At 58.0% G+C, this 24,107-nt stretch carries 24 protein-coding genes; 1 reads left to right on the top strand and 23 read right to left on the bottom strand.

Annotated features, from left to right (window positions below; all coding sequences use genetic code 11):
* Positions 1-5: 5 nt before the first annotated feature.
* The 3 genes from TPH_RS14230 to TPH_RS14240 form a co-directional block, all read right to left on the bottom strand.
* The gene (locus TPH_RS14230; protein WP_015051896.1) at positions 6-797 is read right to left on the bottom strand and encodes a TatD family hydrolase; all 792 of its coding nucleotides are present in this window, start codon (positions 795-797) and stop codon (positions 6-8) included.
* A gap of 246 nt (positions 798-1,043) precedes the next feature.
* On the bottom strand, positions 1,044-3,008 hold the full coding sequence (metG, locus tag TPH_RS14235; RefSeq protein ID WP_015051897.1) for a methionine--tRNA ligase: 1,965 nt from the start codon (positions 3,006-3,008) through the stop codon (positions 1,044-1,046).
* Between the two features lie 361 nt (positions 3,009-3,369).
* A complete protein-coding gene (locus tag TPH_RS14240; RefSeq protein WP_015050843.1) occupies positions 3,370-4,812 on the bottom strand; it encodes an ISLre2-like element ISTph1 family transposase in 1,443 nt (480 codons plus the stop codon).
* 221 nt (positions 4,813-5,033) lie between these two features.
* Here TPH_RS14240 and TPH_RS14245 point away from each other — a divergent pair, with 221 nt between their 5' ends.
* Complete coding sequence (locus TPH_RS14245) at positions 5,034-5,294, top strand: AbrB/MazE/SpoVT family DNA-binding domain-containing protein (RefSeq protein ID WP_015051898.1); 261 nt, start codon at positions 5,034-5,036, stop codon at positions 5,292-5,294.
* A gap of 139 nt (positions 5,295-5,433) precedes the next feature.
* On the opposite strand, the gene rsmI is transcribed toward TPH_RS14245, so the two are convergent.
* The 20 genes from rsmI to TPH_RS14345 form a co-directional block, all read right to left on the bottom strand.
* Positions 5,434-6,339 carry a 16S rRNA (cytidine(1402)-2'-O)-methyltransferase gene (rsmI, locus tag TPH_RS14250; RefSeq protein ID WP_236608800.1) on the bottom strand — a complete coding sequence of 302 codons (906 nt, stop codon included), beginning with the start codon at positions 6,337-6,339 and terminating at the stop codon, positions 5,434-5,436.
* The gene (locus TPH_RS14255; protein ID WP_015051900.1) at positions 6,257-7,105 is read right to left on the bottom strand and encodes a PSP1 domain-containing protein; all 849 of its coding nucleotides are present in this window, start codon (positions 7,103-7,105) and stop codon (positions 6,257-6,259) included. Before TPH_RS14255 ends, rsmI begins: the two co-directional genes overlap by 83 nt.
* Positions 7,106-7,141: 36 nt before the next feature.
* Positions 7,142-8,023 (bottom strand): DNA polymerase III subunit delta', encoded by an 882-nt coding sequence (locus tag TPH_RS14260; protein WP_081578699.1) that lies wholly within the window; start codon positions 8,021-8,023, stop codon positions 7,142-7,144.
* On the bottom strand, positions 8,020-8,664 hold the full coding sequence (tmk, locus tag TPH_RS14265) for a dTMP kinase (protein WP_015051902.1): 645 nt from the start codon (positions 8,662-8,664) through the stop codon (positions 8,020-8,022). Before tmk ends, TPH_RS14260 begins: the two co-directional genes overlap by 4 nt.
* A 4-nt stretch (positions 8,665-8,668) precedes the next feature.
* Positions 8,669-10,141, bottom strand: coding sequence for an aminotransferase class I/II-fold pyridoxal phosphate-dependent enzyme (locus TPH_RS14270; RefSeq protein WP_015051903.1), 1,473 nt, complete (start codon positions 10,139-10,141; stop codon positions 8,669-8,671).
* Between the two features lie 268 nt (positions 10,142-10,409).
* Positions 10,410-10,631, bottom strand: a complete 222-nt coding sequence (locus tag TPH_RS14275) for a sigma factor G inhibitor Gin (protein ID WP_015051904.1) — start codon at positions 10,629-10,631, stop codon at positions 10,410-10,412.
* Positions 10,632-10,740: 109 nt separating this feature from the next.
* Positions 10,741-10,962, bottom strand: a complete 222-nt coding sequence (locus TPH_RS14280) for a hypothetical protein (protein ID WP_015051905.1) — start codon at positions 10,960-10,962, stop codon at positions 10,741-10,743.
* A gap of 263 nt (positions 10,963-11,225) precedes the next feature.
* Positions 11,226-12,188 (bottom strand): acyltransferase, encoded by a 963-nt coding sequence (locus TPH_RS14285; RefSeq protein ID WP_015051906.1) that lies wholly within the window; start codon positions 12,186-12,188, stop codon positions 11,226-11,228.
* A 28-nt stretch (positions 12,189-12,216) separates the two neighbouring features.
* A complete protein-coding gene (locus TPH_RS14290) occupies positions 12,217-13,659 on the bottom strand; it encodes a TrkH family potassium uptake protein (RefSeq protein WP_015051907.1) in 1,443 nt (480 codons plus the stop codon).
* Complete coding sequence (gene trkA, locus TPH_RS14295) at positions 13,656-15,014, bottom strand: Trk system potassium transporter TrkA (protein ID WP_015051908.1); 1,359 nt, start codon at positions 15,012-15,014, stop codon at positions 13,656-13,658. The genes TPH_RS14290 and trkA overlap by 4 nt, the downstream gene beginning before the upstream one ends.
* A gap of 362 nt (positions 15,015-15,376) precedes the next feature.
* Entirely contained in the window at positions 15,377-15,640 is a 264-nt protein-coding gene (locus TPH_RS14300; protein WP_015051910.1) for a 4Fe-4S dicluster domain-containing protein, read from the bottom strand.
* 3 nt (positions 15,641-15,643) lie between these two features.
* Entirely contained in the window at positions 15,644-16,216 is a 573-nt protein-coding gene (locus TPH_RS14305) for a 2-oxoacid:acceptor oxidoreductase family protein (RefSeq protein WP_015051911.1), read from the bottom strand.
* Between the two features lie 3 nt (positions 16,217-16,219).
* Positions 16,220-16,969, bottom strand: a complete 750-nt coding sequence (locus tag TPH_RS14310; protein WP_015051912.1) for a thiamine pyrophosphate-dependent enzyme — start codon at positions 16,967-16,969, stop codon at positions 16,220-16,222.
* Positions 16,970-18,076, bottom strand: a complete 1,107-nt coding sequence (locus TPH_RS14315; protein WP_015051913.1) for a transketolase C-terminal domain-containing protein — start codon at positions 18,074-18,076, stop codon at positions 16,970-16,972.
* A 65-nt stretch (positions 18,077-18,141) separates the two neighbouring features.
* Complete coding sequence (locus tag TPH_RS14320; RefSeq protein ID WP_015051914.1) at positions 18,142-18,828, bottom strand: P-loop NTPase family protein; 687 nt, start codon at positions 18,826-18,828, stop codon at positions 18,142-18,144.
* Between the two features lie 109 nt (positions 18,829-18,937).
* Positions 18,938-19,069, bottom strand: a complete 132-nt coding sequence (locus tag TPH_RS16260; RefSeq protein WP_269077474.1) for a hypothetical protein — start codon at positions 19,067-19,069, stop codon at positions 18,938-18,940.
* A gap of 72 nt (positions 19,070-19,141) precedes the next feature.
* Entirely contained in the window at positions 19,142-19,867 is a 726-nt protein-coding gene (locus TPH_RS14330; RefSeq protein WP_015051916.1) for a potassium channel family protein, read from the bottom strand.
* Positions 19,868-20,176: 309 nt separating this feature from the next.
* Positions 20,177-21,865, bottom strand: coding sequence for an IS200/IS605 family element transposase accessory protein TnpB (locus TPH_RS14335; RefSeq protein WP_015051917.1), 1,689 nt, complete (start codon positions 21,863-21,865; stop codon positions 20,177-20,179).
* 148 nt (positions 21,866-22,013) lie between these two features.
* Positions 22,014-22,370 carry a MerR family DNA-binding transcriptional regulator gene (locus TPH_RS16265; RefSeq protein ID WP_015051918.1) on the bottom strand — a complete coding sequence of 119 codons (357 nt, stop codon included), beginning with the start codon at positions 22,368-22,370 and terminating at the stop codon, positions 22,014-22,016.
* A 74-nt stretch (positions 22,371-22,444) separates the two neighbouring features.
* Complete coding sequence (locus tag TPH_RS14345) at positions 22,445-23,836, bottom strand: TrkH family potassium uptake protein (protein WP_015051919.1); 1,392 nt, start codon at positions 23,834-23,836, stop codon at positions 22,445-22,447.
* Between the last annotated feature and the right edge of the window lie 271 nt (positions 23,837-24,107).

Below are 24,107 nucleotides of genomic sequence, written 5' to 3' on the forward strand. Positions count from 1 at the left end.
GCCCGCTACCGGTGGTCAACCAGCCGGAAGAACCTCGCCGCAGCCATAGTCGTCGTACCTGCCACAACCTCGGGGGAAACCCCCTTAACCCTGGAGATCTCATCCACAACTGCCGGGAGGTAGCCGGGCTCGTTGCGCTTACCCCGCCAGGGCTGGGGGGGCAGATAAGGGCAGTCCGTTTCCAGGAAGATCCGCTCCAGGGGGAGCATTCTGACCACCTCCCGAAGCTTCCCGTTTTTCGGGTAGGTGAGCGTTCCCCCTATCCCAAAATAATAGCCCCTCGCCAGGCACTCTTCGGCAATGCCGGCATCACCGGAGAAGCAGTGGAAGACCACCCCGGGGAGGCCGGGGTAATCCTTCAATATTTCCAGTGTCTCCCGGTGGGCATCCCGGTCGTGGATGATGACCGGCAGTCCGAGCTCCCCGGCAATTTCCAGCTGCCGCCGGAAAACCTCCTCCTGCTTCTCCGGGGGTGAAAAATTGTAGTGAAGATCCAGACCGATTTCCCCCCAGGCAACAACCCGTTCCTGAGAGGCAAGGAGGCGCAGCCCGTCCCAGGTGCGCGGCTGCACCCCTGCGGCATCATGGGGGTGCACACCTACCGCCGCATAGATCCACTCATGTTCCTGCGCCAGAGCCACCGCATGCCGGGAGGAGGTGAGATCACTCCCTACGCAGATGATCCTGAAAACCCCCGCCTCCCGCGCCCGGGAGAGAACACCATCCAGGTCTCCGGCGAACTTAGCGTCATCAAGATGGGCATGAGTATCGATTATTTCCAACGTGCTTACGACCATATCGCCATCCCTCCTCCTCGCCGTCTGGAAAACAGCGGCCAAAGCCCTTAAAGAACAACTTCATACCTCGTCCCCCCAAACAAAACTAAAAGAGCGGGGCTAAAAGCCCTGCTCCCCTATCCGGAAAGCCTTCGCCTCACCGCGGCCTCCAGAGATTCCCCGGCCGCCCCGAACCTTCCAGGAAACGGCGCTCAGGGATTCCACAGGACAGGGAGGGTCTCCCACCCAATCGTGAGGGACCCCCTCTTATCTGACCCGGGCTCCGGGGGGGATCTCCCGCTCCACCGTGATCAGGCCCAGGCTCTCCCCCTCGCCCGCCGCCAGGATCATCCCGTTGGAGGTCACCCCCCGCAGCCGGGCCGGAGCGAGGTTGGCCACGACGATCACCCGCTTGCCGACCAGCTCTTCCGGGGTATAGTGCTGGGCGATCCCGGCGACCACCGTCCTCGTCTCCGTTCCCAGATCGACCTCCAGCTTCAAGAGGCGATCGGCACCTTTGATCCTTTCGGCACTCCGGACCAGGGCCACCCGGAGATCGCACCTGGCGAAATCCTCAATGGTGATCTGCTCAGCGGCGGCCCCGTCTCTCCGGGGTTTCTCCTTTTCCTTCCCGGCCTTATCCCCCTGCGCCGCTTTCGGCTCGCTGACGGCGACCTCGACCGCCCTCTCCTCCTGCTGCTCCTGGATGCGCGGAAAGAGCCCCGGACCAGGCCGCACATTAAGGCCGGCGGGCACCAGCCCCCAGCTGGCGGTGCTCTCCCAGGTCTGCAGGTCCTTCCGGTCGCCGATCCCGAACTGCTCGAAGACGCGCTCCGGGAATACCGGCATGAAGGGTGTGCACCAGACTGCAAGATGGCGCACGGCCTCACTTAAATTGTAGAGAACCGTTCCCAACCGCTCCTGCTGCCCGGGATCCCGCACCAGATTCCAGGGGGTCGTCTCATCCACATAGCGGTTGGCGCGGCGCACCAGCTGCCAGATGGCGGCCAGAGCGCTGCTGAAGTCGAAGCGCTCCAGCTGCCTTTCCAGCTCCCTCTTGGACTCCGCCGCACAGGCGATCAGGTCGCTGTCGGGCCCCTCCAGGCCGCCGGGTGCGGGCAGCACCCCGCCCCGGTACTTCTTGACCATCCCCAGAGTGCGGCTGATCAGGTTCCCCAGGTCGTTGGCCAGATCGGTGTTGATCCTGTTGACGAGGTTTTCCTCGCTGTAATATCCGTCCCCTCCGTAGGGAAGCTCCCGGAGCAGGTAATAGCGAACCGCATCGACGCCGTAGCGGTCGATGAGAACGAGGGGATCGACCACATTGCCCTTCGACTTGGACATCTTCCCACCCTCCAGGAGCATCCAGCCGTGCCCGAAGACCGCCCTCGGCAGCTCAATCCCCGCCGCCATCAGGATGATCGGCCAGATCACCGTATGGAAGCGCACGATATCCTTCCCCACCAGGTGAACGGCGTGCGGCCAGTACTTTTCGAAGCGCTCATCCCCGTCCTGCCAGCCCAGGGCGGAGAGGTAATTGACCAGAGCGTCGAACCAGACGTAGACCACATGCCCGGGGGCAAAGGGAACAGGCACCCCCCAGCTGAAGGTCGTTCTGGTGACGCAGAGGTCATCCAGCCCCTGCCTGATAAAGTTGATCATCTCATTGCGCCGCGCAGCCGGCTGGATGAAATCGGGGTTCTCCTCGATATAGCGCAACAGCCTGTCCTGATACTTGGAGAGGCGGAAGAAGTAGCTCTCCTCCCTCATGGGCTCCACCGGCCGCCCGCAGTCCGGGCAGTTGCCGTCGACAAGCTGGCGTTCCAGCCAGAAGGCCTCACAGGGGGTGCAGTACAACCCCTCATAGTAGGACTTGTAGATGTCCCCCTGCTCGTAGAGCTTCTGGAAAATGGCCTGCACCGCCTTCTGATGGCGGGGTTCGGTGGTGCGGATGAAGTCGTCGTTGGAGACCTTGAGGCTCTTCCACAGCTCCTTAAAGGAGGCGACGATCCGGTCGACATAAGATTGGGGATCGGTGCCCTTTTCTGCGGCCTTGCGCTCGATCTTCTGGCCGTGTTCGTCAGAACCCGTCAAAAAAAAGACGTCATAGCCGCGCATCCGCTTGTAGCGGGCAAGGCAGTCCGCCGCCACGGTGGTGTAGGCGTGGCCGATGTGCAGCCTGTCGCTGGGATAATAAATGGGAGTCGTTACATAAAAAGAACGTTCACTCATGACAACGCCCGGCAGGCCGTCCCTCCCGCCAGGGCTTTAGCTCCTTTCATTGCCAAAGTGATTTCTTTATTCAAAGATTAATTATACCAAAAAAAATACTTGTTTAGCCATTTTTGATAAATATCCGTCCATGTCAAGATCCAGTAGGTATTTTTAATAAAATTTTTCCCCTTAAGAGACCTCGACGTTCAAAACCTTAAGCTTCAAAGCAATGGCTTTGACCTTGAATTTAACTGAAGATTGTTGAGATAAACTTGACAACCAGGTAGCTAGGAGGAACAGACAACAATAACACGTTACCCCGTCGCAAAACATTTAACACATGCAGAGGCCAAGCTATCAGTGCTACTCAGAAAACCGGTTAGCAAATAAGAGCAGCAAATTCCGGCCGGGTCAGTTCCCGTAAAACATGTTTTATCCAGGGACGATCCGCAAAAGGCCCTTTTAATGCCGGTATTGTCGCCTGCAGCCATTCCCCTATTTCTCCGGCTTTTTGTTTTTCTACCGACTTTTCTACCGGTTTTATCTGCGCTATCTCCTTCAGCTTTCCATGTTCCACTGGCCAGCGCGAAGCATAATTGCTAAGCTCTCCGTTTGCTTTGGCAGCCAGAAGCCGGGCCATCCGGTCTCCTCCGGTTGTGGTCCACTTGGCCCCCAGGCGTTTCATCCGCCGTGCTACGTTGTGCTGAATCTGCCCTTCGATGGTTCCTAAACGTTTTGCTCCTGCCGAGTTAATAATCCCCGTCCAGTTCTCTTCAAGATAATGCAATAGCTTGATGAGCCTCTTTTTCCGGTTGCCTCTGGTTTTTTTGATTGCTTCTGTGAGTATTGCTTGGGTTTCCTGCCAGTTGCTATGAGAGATGGCTGCGCCTACTTTCTGAAAGGTTTCTTCGTCATACCAGAGGGCTTCGGTTAAATGCCTGTTTAGATGGTATGGGTCTAAGCAGTATACAGCACCGGGGAAGTATTCCAGCCCCTCTTTGATCCATTTTGCTCCATCGCCACCTATGTAGATCTCTTTGATCTGTTCTAAATCCCATTTCCCCCCAGCCCGAGCATAGCTCTCTTCCCAGGCCACTTGTCCTTCACTTAGGGTGCTTACAACAAGCTTGTTTTGCAGAGCAAAGCGGTTCCGGCTAACTTGTTTCTTCCCTTCGTAGGTTACTATGTGTTTGATTTCTCCTCGCTTCTCTTTTTCCCGTTGCAGATTGACTATCACTCCGTCACCTTCAATATGCAACTCCCCAACCACTTCTTTCCCACCTGGTGCTCCTCCGTCTTCAAATACCGCCGCTCTCTTCTCTTCCCCTTCTCGCTGCAGTATTTCGCCTGCTTCTTGGGTGATATGCCAGATGGTCATGGTGCTTAATTTAGGTACAAGATAACTCAATATCTCCGCTGCCCGGCCAAAGGAAAGTTCGGTGCTTAGTTTGATTGCCAACTCTTTGAGGTAAGGAGTAACCCTGGCCCGCTCCGGCCAGCCCAGCAGTTCGTCTAAAAAGAATTTGGTTTCCCCGGTTTCTTTGTTCCTGTACAGGCGCCTTTTTAAGGGAAATTCCCCAAAGGTGCTGATGGCTGTTTTTGTCCGAAAACCGACAACCTCCCAGATGCTCCGGTCTCGTTCATTCATCAGACGGGTATCGATCTTTTCTAATGCCCAGGTGAAAATCTGGTTACACACGTCCTGGCAGAGTTCGTGAACCCCTTTCTCAAGCTCAGAGAAGTCTTCGCACTCTCCAATTAATTTGACTAAACCTTTGACAAAAAGAAGGACTGCCCCCACTATGTGGCGAATATCTAACATGAGACCTCACACTCCTTTTTGGGGTGATAGATTTTGGGTGCCGAGGTCTCTTTTCTTTTTAAGAAGCCGATCCCCTTCTTTTACCTACTGAAATTTTACATGGCCTAAATATCCATAAAAAACAAAAATTTTTAGCAAAAAGGATGTTGACTGTTAATGGAAGAGATGGTATGCTTTACTTAGCGAATCTTGTCGAAATAATAAGGGAGAGGGGGAAAGGAATGAAGTCAACTGGTGTCGTCAGAAAAGTGGACGAGCTCGGGAGAGTAGTCATTCCCATCGAGCTGCGCCGCACCCTGGGAATCGCCGAAAAAGATGCTCTGGAGATCTACGTCGATCAGGAAAAGATCATCCTCAAGAAGTACGAGCCGGCATGCATCTTTTGCGGCAATGCGGACAACATTACCCACTTCCGGGGCAAAAACGTCTGCCAGGAGTGCGCCAAGGCCATGGCCCAGGAGATGGCCCGCGAGGCCGTCTAGCTTTCTGTCCGCCATCATTCATAACCCTGCAAGGGACAACCCCACCAGCAGTCCCCTGGAAAGGGAAGGCTGTGCTGCCATCCCTTGCGAAAGAGACAGGCTTTACAACAACAACCCCCAGCAGGGGGGTTTCTTTTTCTTAGTCATGAAAGGCGCGGTAGACCTCGCTCTTGCCGATCTTCAGGGCGCGCCCTACCGCCTTGCAGGCGTCGTGGAGGTCCGCACCCGCCGCCATGAGGGCAGCTACCGCCTCCCGGATTTCTGCGGCATTTTGGCGGGGAAGGCCGGTTCCTTCCCCCCGCTTCCCCTCGACGACCAGGGTGATCTCACCCCGCGGCTCCTGCCTCATGTAGTGCTCCCTCGCCTCGGCGAAGGAACCCCGATAGACCTCCTCGAACTGCTTGGTGAGCTCCCTCACCACCGCCACTCGGCGCCCCTCCCCCCAGACCTCGACAAAATCCGTCAGGGTCTCCCGGAGGCGGTGAGGCGCCTCGTAAAACACCCCCGTCCAGGCATTCCCCTCCAGCTCCTGCAGGAGCTCCCGCCGCTCCCCCCTTTTGCGCGGCAGAAAACCGTAAAAGTAAAAGGGGTAGGCGGGCATTCCCGAAACGACCAGAGCGGAAATCACTGCCGAAGCGCCCGGCACCACCGTAACCCGATGCCCCTCTTCCAGCGCCCGCCGCACCAGGAGGCTGCCCGGATCGGAGATCGCCGGAGTTCCGGCATCGCTCACCAGGGCCACGGACTTCCCTCGGGAGAGCTCGGAAAGCAGAAAGGGCAGCTTCTCCCGCTCATTGTGCTCGTGATAACTGGTCGTCGGCGTGGCGATCTTATAATGGGCAAGCAGCTTCCGGGTATGCCTGGTATCCTCTGCGGCGATCAGGTCGACCTCGGCCAGCACCCGCAGGGCGCGCAGAGTGATGTCCTCCAGGTTGCCTAAAGGAGTGGCGCAGAGGTAGAGCTCACCCATTCCCGCCATTCTCCCCTTCGGCAGCCCCTTCTTCCCCGCCGCCGGATGGGCTCTCTTCTTCCCCAGCGGCCTCACCGCAGGCGCTCTCTTCCGCTTCCGCCTCCTGCTCCTGGCGCATGCAGTTGTAGCACTCGTTCTCGAATTTCAAGCAGCACATCAACCTGCCGCAGATGCCGCTGATCTTGGTCGGATTCAGGGAGAGGTTCTGCCCTTTGGCCATGCGGATGGAAACCGGCTCAAAATCCCCCAGCCAGGTGCTGCAGCAGAGCTCCCTGCCGCAGGGGCCGATCCCCCCCAGCAGCTTGGCTTCATCCCTGACTCCAATCTGGCGGAGCTCGATCCGCGTCCTGAAGATGGCGGCCAGGTCCTTGACCAGCTCCCGGAAGTCCACTCTCCCTTCGGCGGTGAAGTAGAAAAGAATCTTACCCACATCGAAAGTAAACTCCACATCGACGAGCTTCATGGGCAGACCGTGCTCGACTATTTTCTGCTCGCAGATGGCAAAAGCCTCCCGGGCGCGCCTTTCGTTCTCGGCGACAACGGCGATATCCTCCGGCGTGGCTTTGCGGATCACCTCGCGCAGAGGAACCACCACCTCATCCAGGGGCAGTTCCTGAGGCCCCATGACGACGGTTCCGGATTCGATCCCCCTGACCGTCTCCACGATCACCCTGTCCCCAGGCTGGAGATCCTCCTCCCCCGGCTTGAAATAATAAACCCTACCCGCCTTGCGAAATCTGACCCCGACAACGGTTACTGACCCGCCCTCAGCCTCACAGGGCGCATTCCGCTCCCGCGGGGCGGCCTGTGTCTCTTCACTTAACTTTTCATTACCGTCCATCAATCGAATCCCCGCTTTCCCGGGTTTTCCCCGCTTCTATTCTAGCCCGTGCATTCTCCTCTGGATTTTATATAAGAGCAGAGGCAACAGCAAGGGCACGGAAATGTTTTCATCCAACAGCTTGCTGCCTCTTAAGAGCAGCTGCAGACAGCCGGCAACCCTGCCGAGCCATTCTGCATCCCCGCGGCCGTCCTGCAGGCAGCGGCGCAGGCGGCGGTACTCCTGTTCGAATTTCTTAAGCAGGTAGTCCAGCAGGGCCTGCGCCCCGGCTCTGTCCAATTCCAGCTGGCGCGCCTCCCGCAACAGCTCGGCAGGGGTGCCCTGCCGGATGATTCTCCCTATTGCCTCCGCCTTCTCCGCGTCCAGGACTCCCTCCGGCAGCCGCACGATATCCCCAGGCTCTTCCGGATGGAAGAAGACCAGCCGGCAGCGGGAAACAACAGTCGGCAGAACGCCCCGCTCATCTTCGGTCACCAGCAGGAAAACCGCCGATCCCAAGGGCTCCTCCAGGATCTTGAGGAGGCTGTTGGCCGCCGCAGGTGTCAGCAGTTCCGGGCGGTTGATGTGAAAGACCCGGTGCCTTCCGAGCTGAGGGCGGTAACGAAAGAAAGGCTGCCACTGCCGGACCTGCTCGACCTTCAGAGATGCGCCCTCCGGCTCCAGGCAGTGGTAATCCTGATGCGCCCGGCGCTCCCAGGCCCTGCAGGAGGCACAGCATCCACACGGCACCCCTCCCTCGGGAGCCGTGCAGAGAAGGGCCTGCACGAAAGCCGGTATCACCCGCTTCTTCTTATCCGCAGCGCGCCCGGCCAGGAGATAGGCGTGAGCAACGCTCCCGCAGCTTAAGTCCTGCCGCAGCTGCCGGGCAGCAAGATCTCGCTCCCCTTTCTGCTGGCCGGCTTCCCCAATCCCGCTCAGAAAGAAGCCCCCTTTCTCTTCCCCTCGAGATAAGCCAGGGCATGCTTGAGGACGCTCTGCTGGACGGCCGACACCGGAGCGGCGGCTGCCACCACTACAATCCTTTCCGGGTTGGAGGCCGCCAGGGCGAGGTACCCATCCCGCACCCTCTTGTGAAAATCCAGATCCTCCTGCTCCAGTCTGTCCCCACGGCGGCCCGCCGCCGCCCGCCGCAGCCCCTCCTCAGGAGGGAGATCGAGCAAAATGGTCAAAAAGCTGCCCAGCTGCTTCAAGGCGAACCCGTTGATCGCCCTCAACATCCCCAAATCCAGGCCGCGGCCGTACCCCTGGTAGGCCAGGCTGGAATCCACAAAACGGTCGCAGAGAACGGTCACCCCCGCTGCCAGGGCCGGAAGGATCACCTCACCGACCAGCTGCGCCCGTGCCCCGGCATAGAGCATGGCTTCCGTTACATGGTTCATCTCCCCGTAAAGGGGGTTCAGCAAAAGGCCGCGGATTTCCTCACCGAGGCGCGTCCCCCCCGGCTCCCTCGTCACCAAAACGGGGTATCCCCGGGCCTTCAGGGCGGATGCCAGAAGGCTAACCTGTGTTGACTTACCCGCTCCATCCGGCCCCTCCAATGTGATCAGCTTCCCCTCCAACTCCTCAACTCCCCGCAACGACCTTAATGAAACCCCGGCTCCTCCCGGGCCAGGTGCCTCCCGCCGCTTCCCACTCCTCCAGGAACTCTGTCAGCTCCGGAGTAATCACCTCTCCCGGGCAGAGGACTGGTACCCCCGGCGGATAAGGAGCGATCACCTCGGCCGCCACAAGGCCCCGGGCCTCCTTCCGGGGGACCGGGAGCCAGGGGGCGAAAAAGGCCTCTCGCGGCGTCATCTTCTGCTCCGGCAGGGGAAGCTCCAGGGGATCGGGGTAACGCCCGCTCCTGCAGCTCCCGTTGCCAAAGGATCCCGCCAGGGCCGCCAGCGCCTCGAGGAGCTTCTCGGCGGCGCCGTCATCCGCCGGCCCCAGGATGAAAACGAGGTTCTGAAAGTCGGCCATCTCCACGAGCAGGCGCCGCTCCCGGCGCAGCCATTCCGCGGCCTCAAACCCCGTGATCCCCAGCCCCCTCACATTCACCACCAGACGGGCGGGGTCCCATGCCGCCACCCCCGGCACATCCAGCATCTCCTCGCCGGGAGCGAGGAGGCCGGGGAGGCTGGATATGCGGCGGCGCAGCTCCCGCGCCAGCACGGCCACCTCTCCCCAGCCCCTTTTCTCCTGCTGGCACTGAAGGCGGGCGACATCCAGGGACGCCATCAGGAGGTAGGAGGGGCTGCTCGACTGCACCATCCCCAAAGCATCCCGCACCCTCTGGACGTCCCCCCGTTCCCCCCGCCAGTGGAGAAAGGCGGCCTGGGTGAAGGCCCCCAGCACCTTATGCGCCCCCTGGACAACAAAATCCGCTCCCGCCCGCAGGGACGGGAGGGGGAAAAGGGGATCCGCACAAAAGTGCGCTCCGTGGGCCTCATCCACCAGCACCAGGCACCCCTTCTCGTGAGCCAGCCGCACCTGCTGGAGGATCTCCCCCGCCAGGCCGTAATAGTTGGGGTGGAGAAGAACCACCAGAGCTTCTCCTGGGGGGCAGGAAACCAGGGCCTCCCGGAGGGAGGAGGTGGTCGCCATTCCGGTCAACCCCAGTTCCGGATGGGAGCGAACGGGCAGGTAGACCGGCTGCGCCCCGCTGAGAATGAGGGAGTGAAGCACCGCCTGGTGGCTTACCCGCGGCAGGATCACCCTCATGCCCGGCCGGGCATGGGCGAGAATCACCGCCAGGATCCCGGCGGTAGCGCCGTTGACCAAAAAAAAGGTCTCCGCCGCCCCGAACAGGCCGGCCGCCGCATCCTCTGCCTCCTTGATGATCCCCTCCGGATCGTGGATGTTGTCCAGCCCCGGGAGCTCGGTCAGGTCGAGGCGGAAAACCTGCTCCCCCAGCAGCTGGCGCCAGGGCGGCCAGGCGCCCCGCCCCTGCTTGTGCCCCGGGGTGTGAAAACCACAATACCCTTTTGCAGCGTGCCCCAGCAGCCCCTCAAGAAGGGGGGCTTTCCCGGCAAACCAATTCTTTCCCCGATCGAACACCGCCCGCCTACCCCCTCCGGAAGGCCGCGCAGTCTCGCCGCCTCACCTTCTCGCCCCTTCCCAACGACCAAGAGAATCATCCGCCTGTCATCATCTATTTTAGCATACCCCAGAAACGGCCGGCAGAGGAAGCCGGCAACAAAAAACGCCGGGGGCTGCGGCGTGCTTCCCAAACGCCCGTTCCCCGGCTCTCCTGCACCAGAGGCCGCCGCTCTAACGGTCGGCGCACGGCTTTCCTTCGACCGGCTCGACGGCTCTTTTCCCACCCTCAACATCTCCAGATCTTTTTGATCTTCTCCTTGATCTGGCAATACCCGCTGTCACCCACCCGGGCACGCACGATCTCCTCTTCGCACCGGGTGCAGAGAAAGTGGCCAGAAACCAGAATCCCCCCTGCGATACCCAAAGGAGGGGTTTGGTCGCAAACCACGCAAACGGGGAGCAAAATCCCTTTCTTATCGGTAGCCGGTCGTCTTCTGCTGCCGACCATTTTTTCCTCTCCTCCTGCACCCGGATCTATTACTATTATACGCAAAGACGGCCTATCCAATCCTCACCGGCCACTTTCTCTTCTGCCGTTCTCCGGCTCGAAAACAGGATTAGAAGAAAGGATCCCGCTTCCTGCTCACTTCTTCAAAGCCTGAACAAGTGCCCCTCCGGAACGAAGAGCGCCTTTGGTTCAGATACTCCATCATCTGGCGGTTCGCCCTCTTGTGGAGTTCGTAGCATTCATCACAAAGGAAGTACCTGGTCCCCCCAATGCTTCTGGCCCTGGCAGGGCGGCTCCGGCAGGCGTAGCAAACATACACTCCCCTCCCCACTTCGCCATCTCCCCCCGCTGAATCTTCTCTTTAATTTTTGACGATCAGGCCCCAGATCCCAAATACAGATGAACTGCACTGACCGGGCAGCCTCCTCCGAGCGGCCTCAAATCACGGGATTTGCGGAACCCTTTTCTCCGATTACTGCGACCACGGTCCTTCTCTGGATAATATTCGTCATATTTCCTCATATTCCTTTCCGAGCCAAAAACAATCAAATATTAAAATATTTTTCGCCTTGGGGGGGGGACCTGCCTGCGGGGTCATCCCTCTCCGGCAGGTAGGGGGCGGAGCCGTTCATAGACTTTGCCGGCCACAGCGGTGGTAAGAAGGGAAACGGCCAGCGCCAGAACGGCGACCGCCCAGAGCAGGTCGAACCCCAGAACGTATTTGCAATAATGCACTACCAGAAAATGAGACAAATAAATGCTGAAGCTTCTTCTTCCCAGGAAGGCCAGAAAATCCCTACCGGGCACCCCTTCTCGATCGAAAAGGGCTAAAAGGCCGGCCGTGCAGCCAAAAGCCAGGGGAAAAAGGCTCGACCTGTTGTACATATAACCGACAGTTCCCGTCAAAAAAGGGAGAGCCGTACCGGCCGCCGCCAGACCGGCCGAGATCAAGATGACAGCCCGGCGCTGCCGTTTGATGAGGCCGGCCAGCACCTCCCGCTGCTCTCCCGCCAGCATCCCCAGCGCCACAAACCCCCACCACTTGACAGGATTGATCCCGCTGTAGGAAAAGAGATGGATGCCGTAAGAGCGCTGCAGTTCCAGGGCGGAACAAATTCCGAAATTGCTGAAAATCATCACCCAGTAACAGCAGCGTCTGAGCCTCTGCGGCAGCAGATACAAGAAGGGCAGCAGCAGGGCAAACAGCACGTAATAGATGACGAAATAGAGGTGGACTGCCGTTTCCCCCAGAAGCACATCGGACAATGTAAAGGCTCTTCGGTCAACAAGCCAAAAATAGATGCCGTATCCCGCCGACCAGGCCAGAAAGGGCAGATAGACGCGCCTCAACCTCTTCAGGGAGTAAACCGGCCACCGTTTGAGAACACTGCCCCTCAAATAGTATCCCTGGACCATAAAAAAGGCCGGCACCGCCCACCTCCCGATTTCCCCGATCAAGACACCGGCCCCGCCGTCCCGAAAGACATGGATCAAAACAACGCTCAGAATCGCCGCTCCCTTCAAGGAGTCGACCGCTGCGTTGCGCTTCCCCGCCATCGGAATCACCTCTCCCCGGACCAGCCGGTTACCTTTTCCAGAAACCCGGCGACAGCAGCACCAGCACGGTAAAGATCTCCAGGCGGCCGAGCAGCATCAGGATGCTGAGGAACACCTTGCCGAAAGCTGAAACCGCCGCATAATTGCCGGCAGGCCCGACCGCCCCCAAACCCGGGCCGACATTGCCCAGGGTAGCAGCAACAGAGGTGAAAGCGCTGACCAGGTCCAGACCCGTAGCGGCCATGATGATGGTGGCCACACCTGCAATGGCCAGATAAAGAAAGAAAAACTCCAGGCTGTTGACAGCCAGATCCTTGGAGATGTTTTTGCCGTCGATCTTGAGGGAGAGAACCGCCCGCGGATGGATCAGCCTCTTGAGTTCCAGCATGCCCTGCCGCAGCAGGATCAGGACCCGCCCGATCTTAACAGAACCCGCGGTTGATCCCGAACACCCACCGATAAACATCAGGCTCACCAGAACTGCCTGCGCTACCGGCGACCACAGGCTGAAATCGGCGGTGGTAAAACCGGTGGTGGTGATGACGGAGAACACCTGAAACGCCGCCGCCCGCACCAGCGGCTCCCCGCCAGGGAACAAGGAGCGGATGCTTACTGCGGTTATCAGGGTGGCGAGCAGGACGACGCTGAAATAGCAGCGGAATTCGTCGCTGCGCCAGAAGGCCTTCAAACTACGGCCGCGCAGGGCCTGGTAGTAAAGGGCGAAGTTGGTGCCGGAGAGGAACATAAAAATTGTGATTACCCACTGAATGGCAGCGCTGTCGTAATAGCCGATGCTGGCATTCCTGGGGCTGTACCCGCCGGTGGATATCGTTGTAAAAGCATGGCACAAAGCGTCGAACAACGGCATCCCGAAAAACCACAGCAGCGCCGTTTCCAGAACGGTCAGGAAAAGATAGATGAGCCACAGGATTTTCGCCGCCTCACTGATCCGGGGCTTGATTTTGTCCGCCACCGGCCCGGGGACCTCCGCCCGGAACAGCTGGTTGGCGCCGACCCCCACGTGAGACAGAAAGGCCACCAGGAAAACGATGATTCCCATCCCGCCCAGCCATTGGGTGAGGCTGCGCCAGAACAGGATTCCCTTCGGTACCGCCTCCACATCGGTCAGGATGCTTGCCCCTGTTGTGGTAAACCCGGACATCGACTCAAAAAAGGCATCCGGAAAACCGCTGCAGACCCCGCACAACAGGTAGGGGAGCGCTCCGTAAAGGGAAACCAGCAGCCAGCCAAAGGTGACGATGGCAAACCCCTCGCGATAGCGGATGTCCCCTCTCGGGGGCACCAACAGCGCAACGGCCACGCCGCTGGCCAGGGTGATGAGAGCGGAAGAAAGCAGCGCTGCCCGATCCGGCCCCTGGTAATAAACCGCCCAGAACAGAGGAAAGACCATCGTGAGGCCAAGGAAGACCAGGCTCCTCCCCAACAGGTGGGCGACGAGATGGATGTTCACCTTGCGGCACCCTTCCCCTGCGCCCCAAAGAAGTGCTCCACCTTCGGGATGTTTTCCGGGATGGAGAAGACCAGCACCCGGTCCCCGCCGTTGACCTGGTCATCCCCCCCGGGGATGATGGCCTGCCCGCCACGGACGATGGCGCCGATCAGCGTCCCCTTCGGGAGTTTGACCTCCTTCAGCCTCCGGTTGACGACGGGGGCAGACGCCGGGACCGTCAGCTCGATAACCTCGGCCCGGCTGTCCTCCAGTACGGTCACCGAAGCCACCTCCCCCTTCCTGACAAAACGCAGGATTGCCCCGGCGGTCAGGATCCTCGGGCTGACTACCGTATCAACATCGACGTGCTCCAGGAGAGGGATCAGATCGGAGCGCCGGACCTGGACGACGGTCCTTTTGGCCCCCAGGCTCTTGGCCATCAAGGCAACCAGCAGGTTGAGCTTGTCATCACCTGTGACCGCAATAAAGGCGTCCGCCTGACCGATGTTCTCTTCCAGAAGCAGATCGGTATCGACAGCATCACCGTTGATGACCAGGGTTTTCTTCAGGCGGGCGGCCAGGGATTTGCACTTTTTATGATCCTTTTCGATAACCTTGATGTTATAGTTTTTCCTCTCCAGCTGCTGGGCCAGGTAATAACCGATTCTCCCCCCGCCCAGGATGACCACATCCTCGATTCTCACCTGCCTGCAGGCAAAATGCCTTTCCAGCCGCGGCATTTCGCTGGTCCGGGCGATGATATAAACCCGGTCGCGCGGCCGGAGGTAATCATCTCCCCCTGGAATGATCAGGCGGCCTTCGCGGATGATGGCGACGATCAGAAACTGGCCAAGGTTTTTTAACTGATTGATTTGCCGGGAAGCAAGGGGAAGGTCGTCCCTGATTTCCAGCTCTTCCAGCTGGATCTTGCCGTCGGCATAGAATTCAACATCTCTGGCCTGCGGGTTTTCCAGCAGTTTGACGATTTCCAGGGCAGTAACCCTTTCCGGGTTGATCAACAAATCAATTCCCACTTTTGCATAGGAAATCTGTCGGCTGCTCTCCACATACTCCGGGTTGCGGGCACGGGCAATGGTTTTCGGCACGCCGTACTGTTTGGCCATGATGCAGGCCACGAGGTTCAACTCATCCGACTCCGTCACCGCCACGAACATGTCCGCCTCCCGCACCCCAGCCTCTTCGAGGGTGGCGCAGCTGGCACCGCTCCCGCAGATCGTTTGAATATCCAGGTGTTCCTGGACAACCTGAATTCTTTCCTCGTCTTTCTCTATCAACACCACATCGTGCCCTTCCCTGGAAAGGATCTGGGCGATGTTGAAACCCACCTTCCCTGCGCCGACGACAATCACTCTCATGAAAACCTTCTCCCTTCACCTAAAAAACCAAAAAAATGGGACCCAACCGCAACCATCTGTACATAAAAATCGGATTTCTCCCGATCCATTTCTATCTCAATATATCCGACAATCTCGGAGCTGGCAAATTTTATTTGCTCTCTAACGGTAAACAAACCCGTCAAATATTTACGATCAATCCCTCCCACCGCTCTTTAGATCCCTCAATTTTTCACTTCTCTTCATTTTCACGCTCAACCTGCTAAATCCGAAGGCCAACGCTGTAATCTACCGGTTTCCACAGTGCCGGTCACAACAAAAGCCGGCTGCCCCTGCGGGCGAACCGGCCTTTCTTATGATGTTCAACCAGGGAGCAACCCGCTTCACTTATCCTTATCCCCATCTTTGCGCATAATGGCGATGGCGCAGTCCGGGCAGACCTGCTCACAGATCCGGCAGGCCTTGCAGAGGGCGGGATCCGGAATCACGGTGGGAGTCCCGTAAACCCCCAGCTTCTCCGACCAGTTCAAGGCTTTCTCCGGGCACTTTTCCCGGCAGAGGCCGCAGCCCTTACAGAGCCCGGGAAACAGAGAGAAGATCGCCTTCCCTTTATTGACCTCGGTGGTGATCGCTTTCTTCTTTTCCATCGGTCAGGATACCCCCATTCCCGCAATCATCTGATAGCCCTTCTCCAGAGCCCGGAAGTTCAGCTCCCGCAGTTCAGGGTTCTGCTCGAATTTGTAGCCCAGCTTCTTTTCCACGGCCTCTTTCGCCTTTTCCAGCGTCACCACATGGGTCGCCCCGATGACGGCCCCCATGATCAGAACGTTGAAGACACGCGGATGCAGCTCCTTATTGGCCGTCTCCAGGGCGGGAATGGCCAGAACCTTCCCGGCGTTTTTGGGGAGGTCATCCTCAACCCCCTCGATGCTGGCATCGTAGATAAAGAGGGTTTCCGGCCCGGTGTGCATCCCCACCCGGCGGACGGCGCGGTCGCTGAGGGCAATGACGACATCCCCGGTTTTAAACTTCGGAGCCCCGATCTTTTCGTCGCTGATCTGCACGAAGGCGATGGAGACCCCCCCTCTCTGCTCCACACCAAAGTTGGGGATGTAGAGAATCTCTTTCCCCTCCAGTGCCGCCGCTTCGGTCAAAATCATGGCCACCGACTGCACGCCCTGGCCTCCTTCTCCTGCCAGCGCGATCTTCCACGTCTTGCCCATTCCCTATCCCTCCTTCACCACAGGGGTTTTCAATTCTCCGGGTGGAAACTGTTTCGTCATCTGCTCCTCCAGGAAGGACCAGGTCTGGGCAGCGTTGGTACGCCAGTTGGTCGGACAGGTGGAGAGGGCTTCGACAAAGGAGAATCCCCTCCCTGCCATCTGGTTTTCGATGGCCTTTTTGATGAAGTTTTTGAGCTGACGGAATCTGGCAACACTCCCCCTGGCCACATAGGCCCCCTCATGGGAGATGGCGGCAACCATTTCCGGCCCCATCATGGGATAACCGGCCTCTTCCACATTACGGCCGTAGGGGGTCGTCTCCGTCTTCTGCCCGGGCATGGTGGTAGGGGCCATCTGCCCGCCGGTCATGGCATAGTTGGTGTTGTTGACCAGAATGACCGTGATCTTGTCATCGCGGGTAGCTGCGTTTACTAGATGCTGGGAACCGATGGCGTACCCGCCCCCGTCCCCCATGTAGGCGACGACTATCAGGTCGGGGTTCGCCCTCTTGATCCCGACCATTACCGGCGTGGTTCTCCCGTGGTGCGTCTGGACGGAATCGACGTCGAAGAAATCCCAGGAGAGGAGAGAGCAGCCGATATCGCAGCCGAAAACCATGCGGTCCTGGATTCCCAGTTCGTCGATTACCTGACCGAGGGCTTTTAACACCAGGCCGTGCCCACAGCCTGGGCAGAATTTATGCGGTTTGGAGGCCTGATTCCAGCTCTTCGGCATTTTCGGCGCAATTTCCATTTATTCCATTCCCTCCTTTTCCCCGAGCAACTCCTCGCATTTGGCCTTAACCTCCTCGGGGGTGATCCCGACGCCCGGCCGGAGCAGCGCCGCAATGGGAACGTCCAGCCCGTAGATGTTGTCTTTGACCATTTTCAGCAGCTGTCCGTAGGCAGACTCTACCACCAGCAGCCTTTTCGCCCCCTGGGCCGCCCGGCGCAGCTGCTCCTGGGGGAAGGGCCTTAAGGTGATGGGGCGGAAGTAGCCCACCCTCTTTCCCGCAGCGGCCAGCTCCTTCGCCGCCATGGCTGCCGAACGGAAAACGATCCCGTGGGCAACCAACAGTATCTCGGCGCCTTCCGCGTTGAATTCCTCGTATTCGACGATCTCCGGCGCCACCCGTTCATACTCTTCGATATCCCTGCGCAGAACCTCTAAGAGCTCTTCTTCGATGTTGTAGGTGTTGCGGAGATGCGCCGCCGGACGGTCCTCCCCCGGTGTGCCCGGCTTGCCGACATAGGGTTCGGCGGGAACCATTTCGATCCCCCGCTGCTCAGGGTCGTAAATGACCAGAGATTCACGCATCTTAGCCTGGTAGCCGTCGGCCAGGATAAAGGTGGGAAAGCGGTACTTCCAGGCGGTGTTGAAGGCCTTGATTGTGTAGTCGAAGAGCTCCTGATGGGAGGAGGTAGAGTAGACAACCCGCAACCCCTCGCCATTCCCCCCGAAACAGGTGAGGTTTACCTCCTGCTGGGAGTAAATCACGGTAGCGGTTGAAGGGCCGCCGCGCTGCTGGATCACGACGACCGTCGGAATGCGCATGGCTTCGGCCATCGACATCGGTTCCTGCATCAGGACGTTGCCCGGCCCTGCAGTGGCCGTAAACGCCCTCTTCCCCGCCAGCACCCCGCCGACGGTGGTGAAACCGGCGGACAGCTCGTCCTCCGTCTGCAGAAATTTTTTATTATACCTGGGGGCCAGCCGAGTCCAGTACTGCATGATCTCGTTCTGCGGTGTGATCGGATACCCGTACATGATGTCGGCCCCGGCGGCCAGAGCGGCCCAGGCAACTGCTTCATTACCGGTCATGAATACCTTTCTCTCTTCTTCAATCGGCTTGATCCCCATAAAAACACCCCCCGTTGTTCTCCAAAACAAAAATGCCGCCAAAAATAAAACAAAAATAAAAACCGCTACCAGAAAGCCTGCGGCAAATAGCGCCGCAGCACCCGCACGGGGTGCCCGTACCAGTCGGTTTCTCCGACCAGCGGAGCCAGCTCTTCCATCACCGCGGTGGCGATCACCGGGACTCCCAGGATCGCTGCTGCCTCCGTTACGATCCGGGAACCCTCCCGGATGATCTCCACATCCGTCTCACCTCCAAGATGGGAATTGTTGATGAGGCCGTCAACGCGCTCCAGAGAGCGTACGTGCTCGACGATATCGGGAACCGTAGCCGTAAGAGGCCTGGCGATGTTGATGACGGCGTAAACCTTGAGGCCCTTCTCTTCGGCTGCTCCCTCAATCAGATTGAGCACCCTGGCCCCGGCGACCCCGTACCCGATGTCAAGGATGACATCCCCGGGGCGGAGCAGGCAGAAGGCCGCCTCCGGCTTCAAAAGGTTGCCGGTCTCCCCGAGCCCCACCATCTCCCTGGTATCCCAGGCGATCACCGCTATTCCCTGCTCCTCAAGGAGCCGCTTCAGCGGGCGCAGGGTATAGCACGGTTCCACCAGGTCGAGATCGACGAGGGTAACCCTCCGGCCCAGGCGTGCAAGCTCCAACGCCCTGTTAACGGCGTTCTCACTTTTTCCGCTAGCATACTCTCCGATGTAGGCCTCGAGAATACGCGGCGGGAGCTCACGTTGTCGTTCGGACATCGAAATACCCCAATATCAGAAAAAATTCCACTTCCGGAAAGCAGTCCCCAGCGCTAACAAAATTGCTCTCCGGATTTTCCTTTGAGTATAAACGAACCCCTGAACAAGATCAAGCAGCCGCAGGTGAATAATGCCCCACCCTGCAGACCAGATTAACAAGTCTCCCCTCCGCCAGGCAATAGATGCGGCATCCGTCACGCATGGTAAACTCCTCCCCATCCTTCTTTACCAGCCGCCGCAAACGGGACTGCTCTCCAGTGCCGGGATATCGATCTCCATATTAAAGTGTCCGGCATTGGAGAGAATCACCTCATCAATTCCGGTCGGATACGGTGCCTGCGGAATGTATGTTGCCGTGCCCCAGGTGCTTGCTCCGCCGGTTTCTGCTCTTAGCCTCCAGCCTGTTGATGTCATCTGTGCTCCCCAGCACCACCAGGATATCCTTCTCCTCCAGCACCTGATCGGCACCCGGAGAGACAATAACCTCTTTGCCCCGGCGGATTGCCAGCACCGTAACACCGTACCTGGCACGCAGACCAGCATCCCCCATCGAAAGACCGATGAGCCCTTCGGGGACCTGCATTTCAATAATGCTGTATTCCGAAGACAGGTCAATATAATCGATTAGATTTGTAGAAACCAGGCAATGGGCCACCCGCACCCCCATATCCCGTTCCGGGTAGACCACCCTGTCGGCACCTACTTTTTCCAGTACCTTGCCGTGCAGGTCGTCCATGGCCTTGGCGACAACACGCTTCACTCCCAGTTCCTTCAACTGCACCGTAACCAAAATGCTGGCATGTAAATTTCCACCAATACCCACAATTACCGTATCAAAGTTCCTGATACCCAGCGACTTAACGGCTTCGAAATCCAGAGCATCCACCTGAACGGCGTGTGTTACATCATGCATGATATCCTCAATCTGATTCTTATCGATATCGACGGCCAGCACCTCATAACCCATCCGGGAAAGCGTACGGGCAACACTTCCCCCGAACCTTCCTACCCCGATTACGGCAAACTGCTTTCTTTCCATCTGAAACCTGGTTCAAAAAACTTGACTGTTTTTATCTCCAGCCAAGCCGGCCCCCAGACCAGGTTTTCGCCTCCTTTCGGATATTTGATTTGCCCTCCGAGGGGCAGGGCGATAGGGGACCTCGGCCCGGGAGTCCCACCCGGACGGGAGTGCTACACCGGAAGGGCACAACCGGCACGGACCGCCCACGCGGGGAAACTCAACTTCCACCTAAGTTGTGCCGACCTCCCGGTGGGGAACCATTCCCGCCTCCCGCGTCCTGTTAGGACGCCTACCGGTTTGTCCGACATCGACACCGGCTAAACGGGGTCACCGCAACGCCAGGGCCAACTCCTTGAAGTCGTGCCAGACGGAGTAGAACTGCATCTGCTGCTGCCGAGTGAGGCCGTTGTGTAAAGGGAGTTTCCCGTCCAGATGCTTCAAGATAGCCCCAACCCTGCGGGTCATCCCTCTTCCTTCCCTCGGTGTATAAGGATCAACCTTCTGGGTCAGGTTTTGCTTAATTTGGGCTACCAGATGTCTGAGTTCTTTCGTTACCCGTTCCTTAAAACCCATAGCTCGACGGCCTATGCTCAATGCCGCCGCACAGTGCACAGGAACGGCGTAACGCTCCATGTACTTCCAGCGACCGATGGTGGAAGTGTGCCGGGCGGGCACGAGCTTGAAGGGCACCCCTTCCTTGACGGCCCTTCTGCACACGGCTTCTACCATCTTCGCAAAAGGAAAGTTGGAAGCCATGCGGTTGAACTTTTTGTTGGTATCCAGATGTTCCTTGCCGAAATCCAGATTCTCCAGGACTACGGGTTTGCCTAAGAAGAAAGCCACGTCCACGACCACTTTGGCCAGGACGCCTATCAGGTAGCTACGCCGGAAGCCGGATGCATATGCCAAGTCGGGTACTCTGATGTACAGAAAGCCGTTAGGGTAAGTGATGACCTGAAACTCTCCTTCGTACTTGCCCAGGTTGCTGGGATGGGGAACGCTGAAGCCCTTCGGCCACGGCTCCGGTTGGCCGGACACACCGACGTTGCACAGGGCCACGCCATCAGGGTTCGTGTCCAGAGCTAGGCAGCCTTTTGAAAAATCAGGTTCCGGCGCCTCGCCCAGGTCAAATGTAAGATGCACAAGGTAACGTCCATCCAGGGTGCGGACCAGCTCTACCGCATAGGGCAACCTCATAGCCAGCCATATCCGCACCAGTTCGCGGTGCTTTTCCGGCAGCCACAGCCTGCCCTCTACCCTGGGAGCACGGCTCATCTTCGGACGGCCAAGTTTATCCGTGCCTGTCTGTTCGGAAAGGTGGGATATGGAGACAGCCAAGCGGAAGTCTTGCCCGTCAAATGATACCTTGATGTTGGGGTTGCCGCCTTTAGTTTCGTCGCCCCGGGAGTAGAGGCGGTTTTTGCGGGCGGCCCGCCACTCCTCCCGCGCGGCGCGGCCCCTGCAGACCTTTTCCCAAAGTTTTCTGCCGCCAAAGACTACCTTTGGTATCGTGCCATTCTCACGGTGAACCTCAAGCTCGGCCAGCTTCTTCTCTAAAGATGCTACCCGGTTGTTCCGCCCCTTGACCACCAGGCGGAGCTTTTCAACAATGTCTAAGGCAGCCCCTTTCTCCTCTGCTTTCGCCAGCTTCCTCATGGCCCGACCGAGCTTCCTCCTCGCCCGGCCCAACTTGTTTTCCGTTTCCTCAATTTCCAGCTCCAGAAGTTCTTTCCGGGAGTCCAGCACGCCTTGCGCCTTAAGCCTGGCGTCATCCACATACCGGGAATTAAGCCCAAAAATTTCCTGCCCCAGCTTTTTGATTTCATCACGGGAAACGCCTTCCAGGAGCCGGTTGAAGGCCCACCGCATACAGGCGCAGAAGAGCCGCATCTCCGTCTCAAAAGGGGCTTCCCCGCCACGGCTCAACTTAGAAGACCGGAAGGCTGGGTAAATTTCCGGGAAGAACTCCCCGCACACTGTCATTCTAAATTTGTCCTTCTTGTGTTTCTTCGGCATCCCTTATCAGCTCCCGGAAGCCCTGCCGGATTTTCCTGCCTCCCCTTGCGCCATACAGCCGGGCCGAAAAAGAAGTCACTATCGCTAACAAATCCCGGACCAGTTCCGTATGCACGTTCTCAGGCTCTTTCTGCGAAGTGATTTCTATTTAAGCACCCGTTCCAATCCCCGACGGTTGGTTTAAACCAGAAGCCACATCCGAATACTCCGCCACTACACAGTAGCCCTTCTCCCGCGCGTATACCCGCAGCCTCTCCATCTGGCGCTCCAGATTTCCGGCATCAGCCTGCTTCTTTGTAGATTCCCGGGCGTATAAAACGACCGCATCCGACTCCGCCTTTATCCCTCCCGTTCCTAAAATGCGGTTGATTTCCTCCACCGGGTATCTCCGCTGGCCGCTGGGCAGCCGCACGGGCCTGATTAACCCTTGCTTTTCCCATGCCCGGAGCCTGTTCGGGTGTACGCCTAATCTCTTTGCCGCTTCTCCAATAGATAAAAGTTCCATACTTCTATGGTAGCAAAATAGTTAAGTATAGTCTATTACAGTACAGTTTCTTGAAGCTGCTGCAAACCTCCTTATTAACCGACGATGATTTTTTCTTCTGGATAATGGAAGCCCAACTGGTCCCGATGCTGCCAGATGGCCAGAGCCAGTGTCAGGGGGCCGACACGCCCCGCATACATTGTGAGGCTTATAAGAATCCGCCCGATCTCGCTCAAATCCGGCGTAATACCCGTGGTCAGCCCAACGGTACCGAAAGCGGATGTTGTTTCAAAGAGGATGTCCAGGAAGGTAGCCTTTTCGGTTATTGTCAGAATCATTGTCACAGTTGCTATCAGCGAGACGGCAAGCATGGTTATAGCCAACGCTTTGAATATGATATCCTGGGTAATACTCCTCTCAAAAGCCCCGACATCAATCTCTCCCCGCACCACCGACCAGGTGGCAATCAGAAGGGTGCCGAAGGTCGTCGTCTTGATGCCGCCGCCGGTACTGCCCGGTGACGCTCCGATGAACATCAGCATAACAATGAAAAACTGGGTGGCTCCGCGCAGGCTGCTGATACTCAACGTATTGTAACCCGCGGTGCGCGGAGTGACCGCCTGGAAGAAGGATGCCAGAAAAGTACCCAGGGGTGTTAAACCCCTTAAGGTATTATCCCTTTCCAGGAGCCAGATTACTGCCGTGGCTGCCACAACAAGCACCAGGGTGATGGTTATGACCAGCTTGGAGTGTAAGGACAGCCTGGAAAACCGCCGGTGGGCGGCAACATCCCTGATTACCACAAACCCCAGTCCCCCCAGGATAATCAGCGCCGGAATGGTGAGGGATACTACGGGATCCTCCTTAAAAGCGGTCAGGCTGGAGAAGGGGCCGGAGACCGTCCCGAATAAATCGAAACCGGCATTGCAAAAAGCGGAAATGGCGTGAAAGAATCCGTAGTAAATCCCCTTCGCCCAACCGAAGTCCTGGATAAAACGCAGGGATAGGATAAGACCACCGGTACCCTCGATCAGAATGGTCATTTTGATAATGCTCTTCACCAAACTGACCACCCCCTCCAGCCGTATGGCGTTCAATCCCTCCTGGATGAGAAGCCTTTCCCTGAGGTTGATCTTCTTGCCTATGAGCATGGCAAAGAGGGTCGTCATGGTCATGATACCCAACCCCCCTGCCTGGATCAGCCCGAGGATCACCAACTGACCGAAGAGGGAATAATGGGTGGCGGTGTCCACAACCACCAGCCCGGTCACGCAAACAGCGGAGGTCGCAGTAAAAAAGGCGGTAATCAAAGGTGTGGCCTGCCCCTCGCGCGCCGCCACCGGAAGCATCAAGAGGAATGTCCCCATCATGATGAGGGCTGCAAAGCCGAACACAAGAATCTGGGCAGGCGTGAAGCGGCCGAAAATCTTCCTCAGATATACCGTGCGCCTTCGCTTACTATTTTCAATAAAAATAATTCGCTGCATGTGCAGCCTCCGTAGTATGCATTTATCCGTAGTGTGTATTTAATAGAACGAGTTATGCAGGAGCCGCCAGGGGCAGCAGGAGTCTTCTAATAAAAAAGAGCATGGCAATAATACCATACTGCTGCCGGGATTATATCTCAACCAACACCACACAAACCAGCAAGATGCTCTTCCAGATTTATGCTTGCCTTCGCGTACGAGTATAGGGAATAAAAGCCGGAATGTCAATAAAAACCACCGCCTACCCGTTTATAAGCGTGCATCCAAGAAG

The organism is Thermacetogenium phaeum DSM 12270 (genome assembly GCF_000305935.1).
GTDB lineage: Bacteria > Bacillota > DSM-12270 > Thermacetogeniales > Thermacetogeniaceae > Thermacetogenium > Thermacetogenium phaeum.

Coding starts and splice junctions, on each gene's coding strand:
- TPH_RS14300 (WP_015051910.1), bottom strand. CDS start 15,640: ATGGAAAAGAAGAAAGCGATCACCACCGAGGTCAATAAAGGGAAGGCG.
- TPH_RS14320 (WP_015051914.1), bottom strand. CDS start 18,828: ATGTCCGAACGACAACGTGAGCTCCCGCCGCGTATTCTCGAGGCCTAC.
- TPH_RS14305 (WP_015051911.1), bottom strand. CDS start 16,216: ATGGGCAAGACGTGGAAGATCGCGCTGGCAGGAGAAGGAGGCCAGGGC.
- TPH_RS14330 (WP_015051916.1), bottom strand. CDS start 19,867: ATGGAAAGAAAGCAGTTTGCCGTAATCGGGGTAGGAAGGTTCGGGGGA.
- metG (WP_015051897.1), bottom strand. CDS start 3,008: ATGAGTGAACGTTCTTTTTATGTAACGACTCCCATTTATTATCCCAGC.
- TPH_RS14230 (WP_015051896.1), bottom strand. CDS start 797: ATGGTCGTAAGCACGTTGGAAATAATCGATACTCATGCCCATCTTGAT.
- TPH_RS16265 (WP_015051918.1), bottom strand. CDS start 22,370: ATGGAACTTTTATCTATTGGAGAAGCGGCAAAGAGATTAGGCGTACAC.
- TPH_RS14335 (WP_015051917.1), bottom strand. CDS start 21,865: ATGCCGAAGAAACACAAGAAGGACAAATTTAGAATGACAGTGTGCGGG.
- TPH_RS14345 (WP_015051919.1), bottom strand. CDS start 23,836: ATGCAGCGAATTATTTTTATTGAAAATAGTAAGCGAAGGCGCACGGTA.
- trkA (WP_015051908.1), bottom strand. CDS start 15,014: ATGAGAGTGATTGTCGTCGGCGCAGGGAAGGTGGGTTTCAACATCGCC.
- TPH_RS14255 (WP_015051900.1), bottom strand. CDS start 7,105: ATGGACGGTAATGAAAAGTTAAGTGAAGAGACACAGGCCGCCCCGCGG.
- TPH_RS14245 (WP_015051898.1), top strand. CDS start 5,034: ATGAAGTCAACTGGTGTCGTCAGAAAAGTGGACGAGCTCGGGAGAGTA.
- TPH_RS14285 (WP_015051906.1), bottom strand. CDS start 12,188: ATGGCGGGGAAGCGCAACGCAGCGGTCGACTCCTTGAAGGGAGCGGCG.
- TPH_RS14315 (WP_015051913.1), bottom strand. CDS start 18,076: ATGGGGATCAAGCCGATTGAAGAAGAGAGAAAGGTATTCATGACCGGT.
- TPH_RS14275 (WP_015051904.1), bottom strand. CDS start 10,631: ATGGTCGGCAGCAGAAGACGACCGGCTACCGATAAGAAAGGGATTTTG.
- TPH_RS14240 (WP_015050843.1), bottom strand. CDS start 4,812: ATGTTAGATATTCGCCACATAGTGGGGGCAGTCCTTCTTTTTGTCAAA.
- TPH_RS14310 (WP_015051912.1), bottom strand. CDS start 16,969: ATGGAAATTGCGCCGAAAATGCCGAAGAGCTGGAATCAGGCCTCCAAA.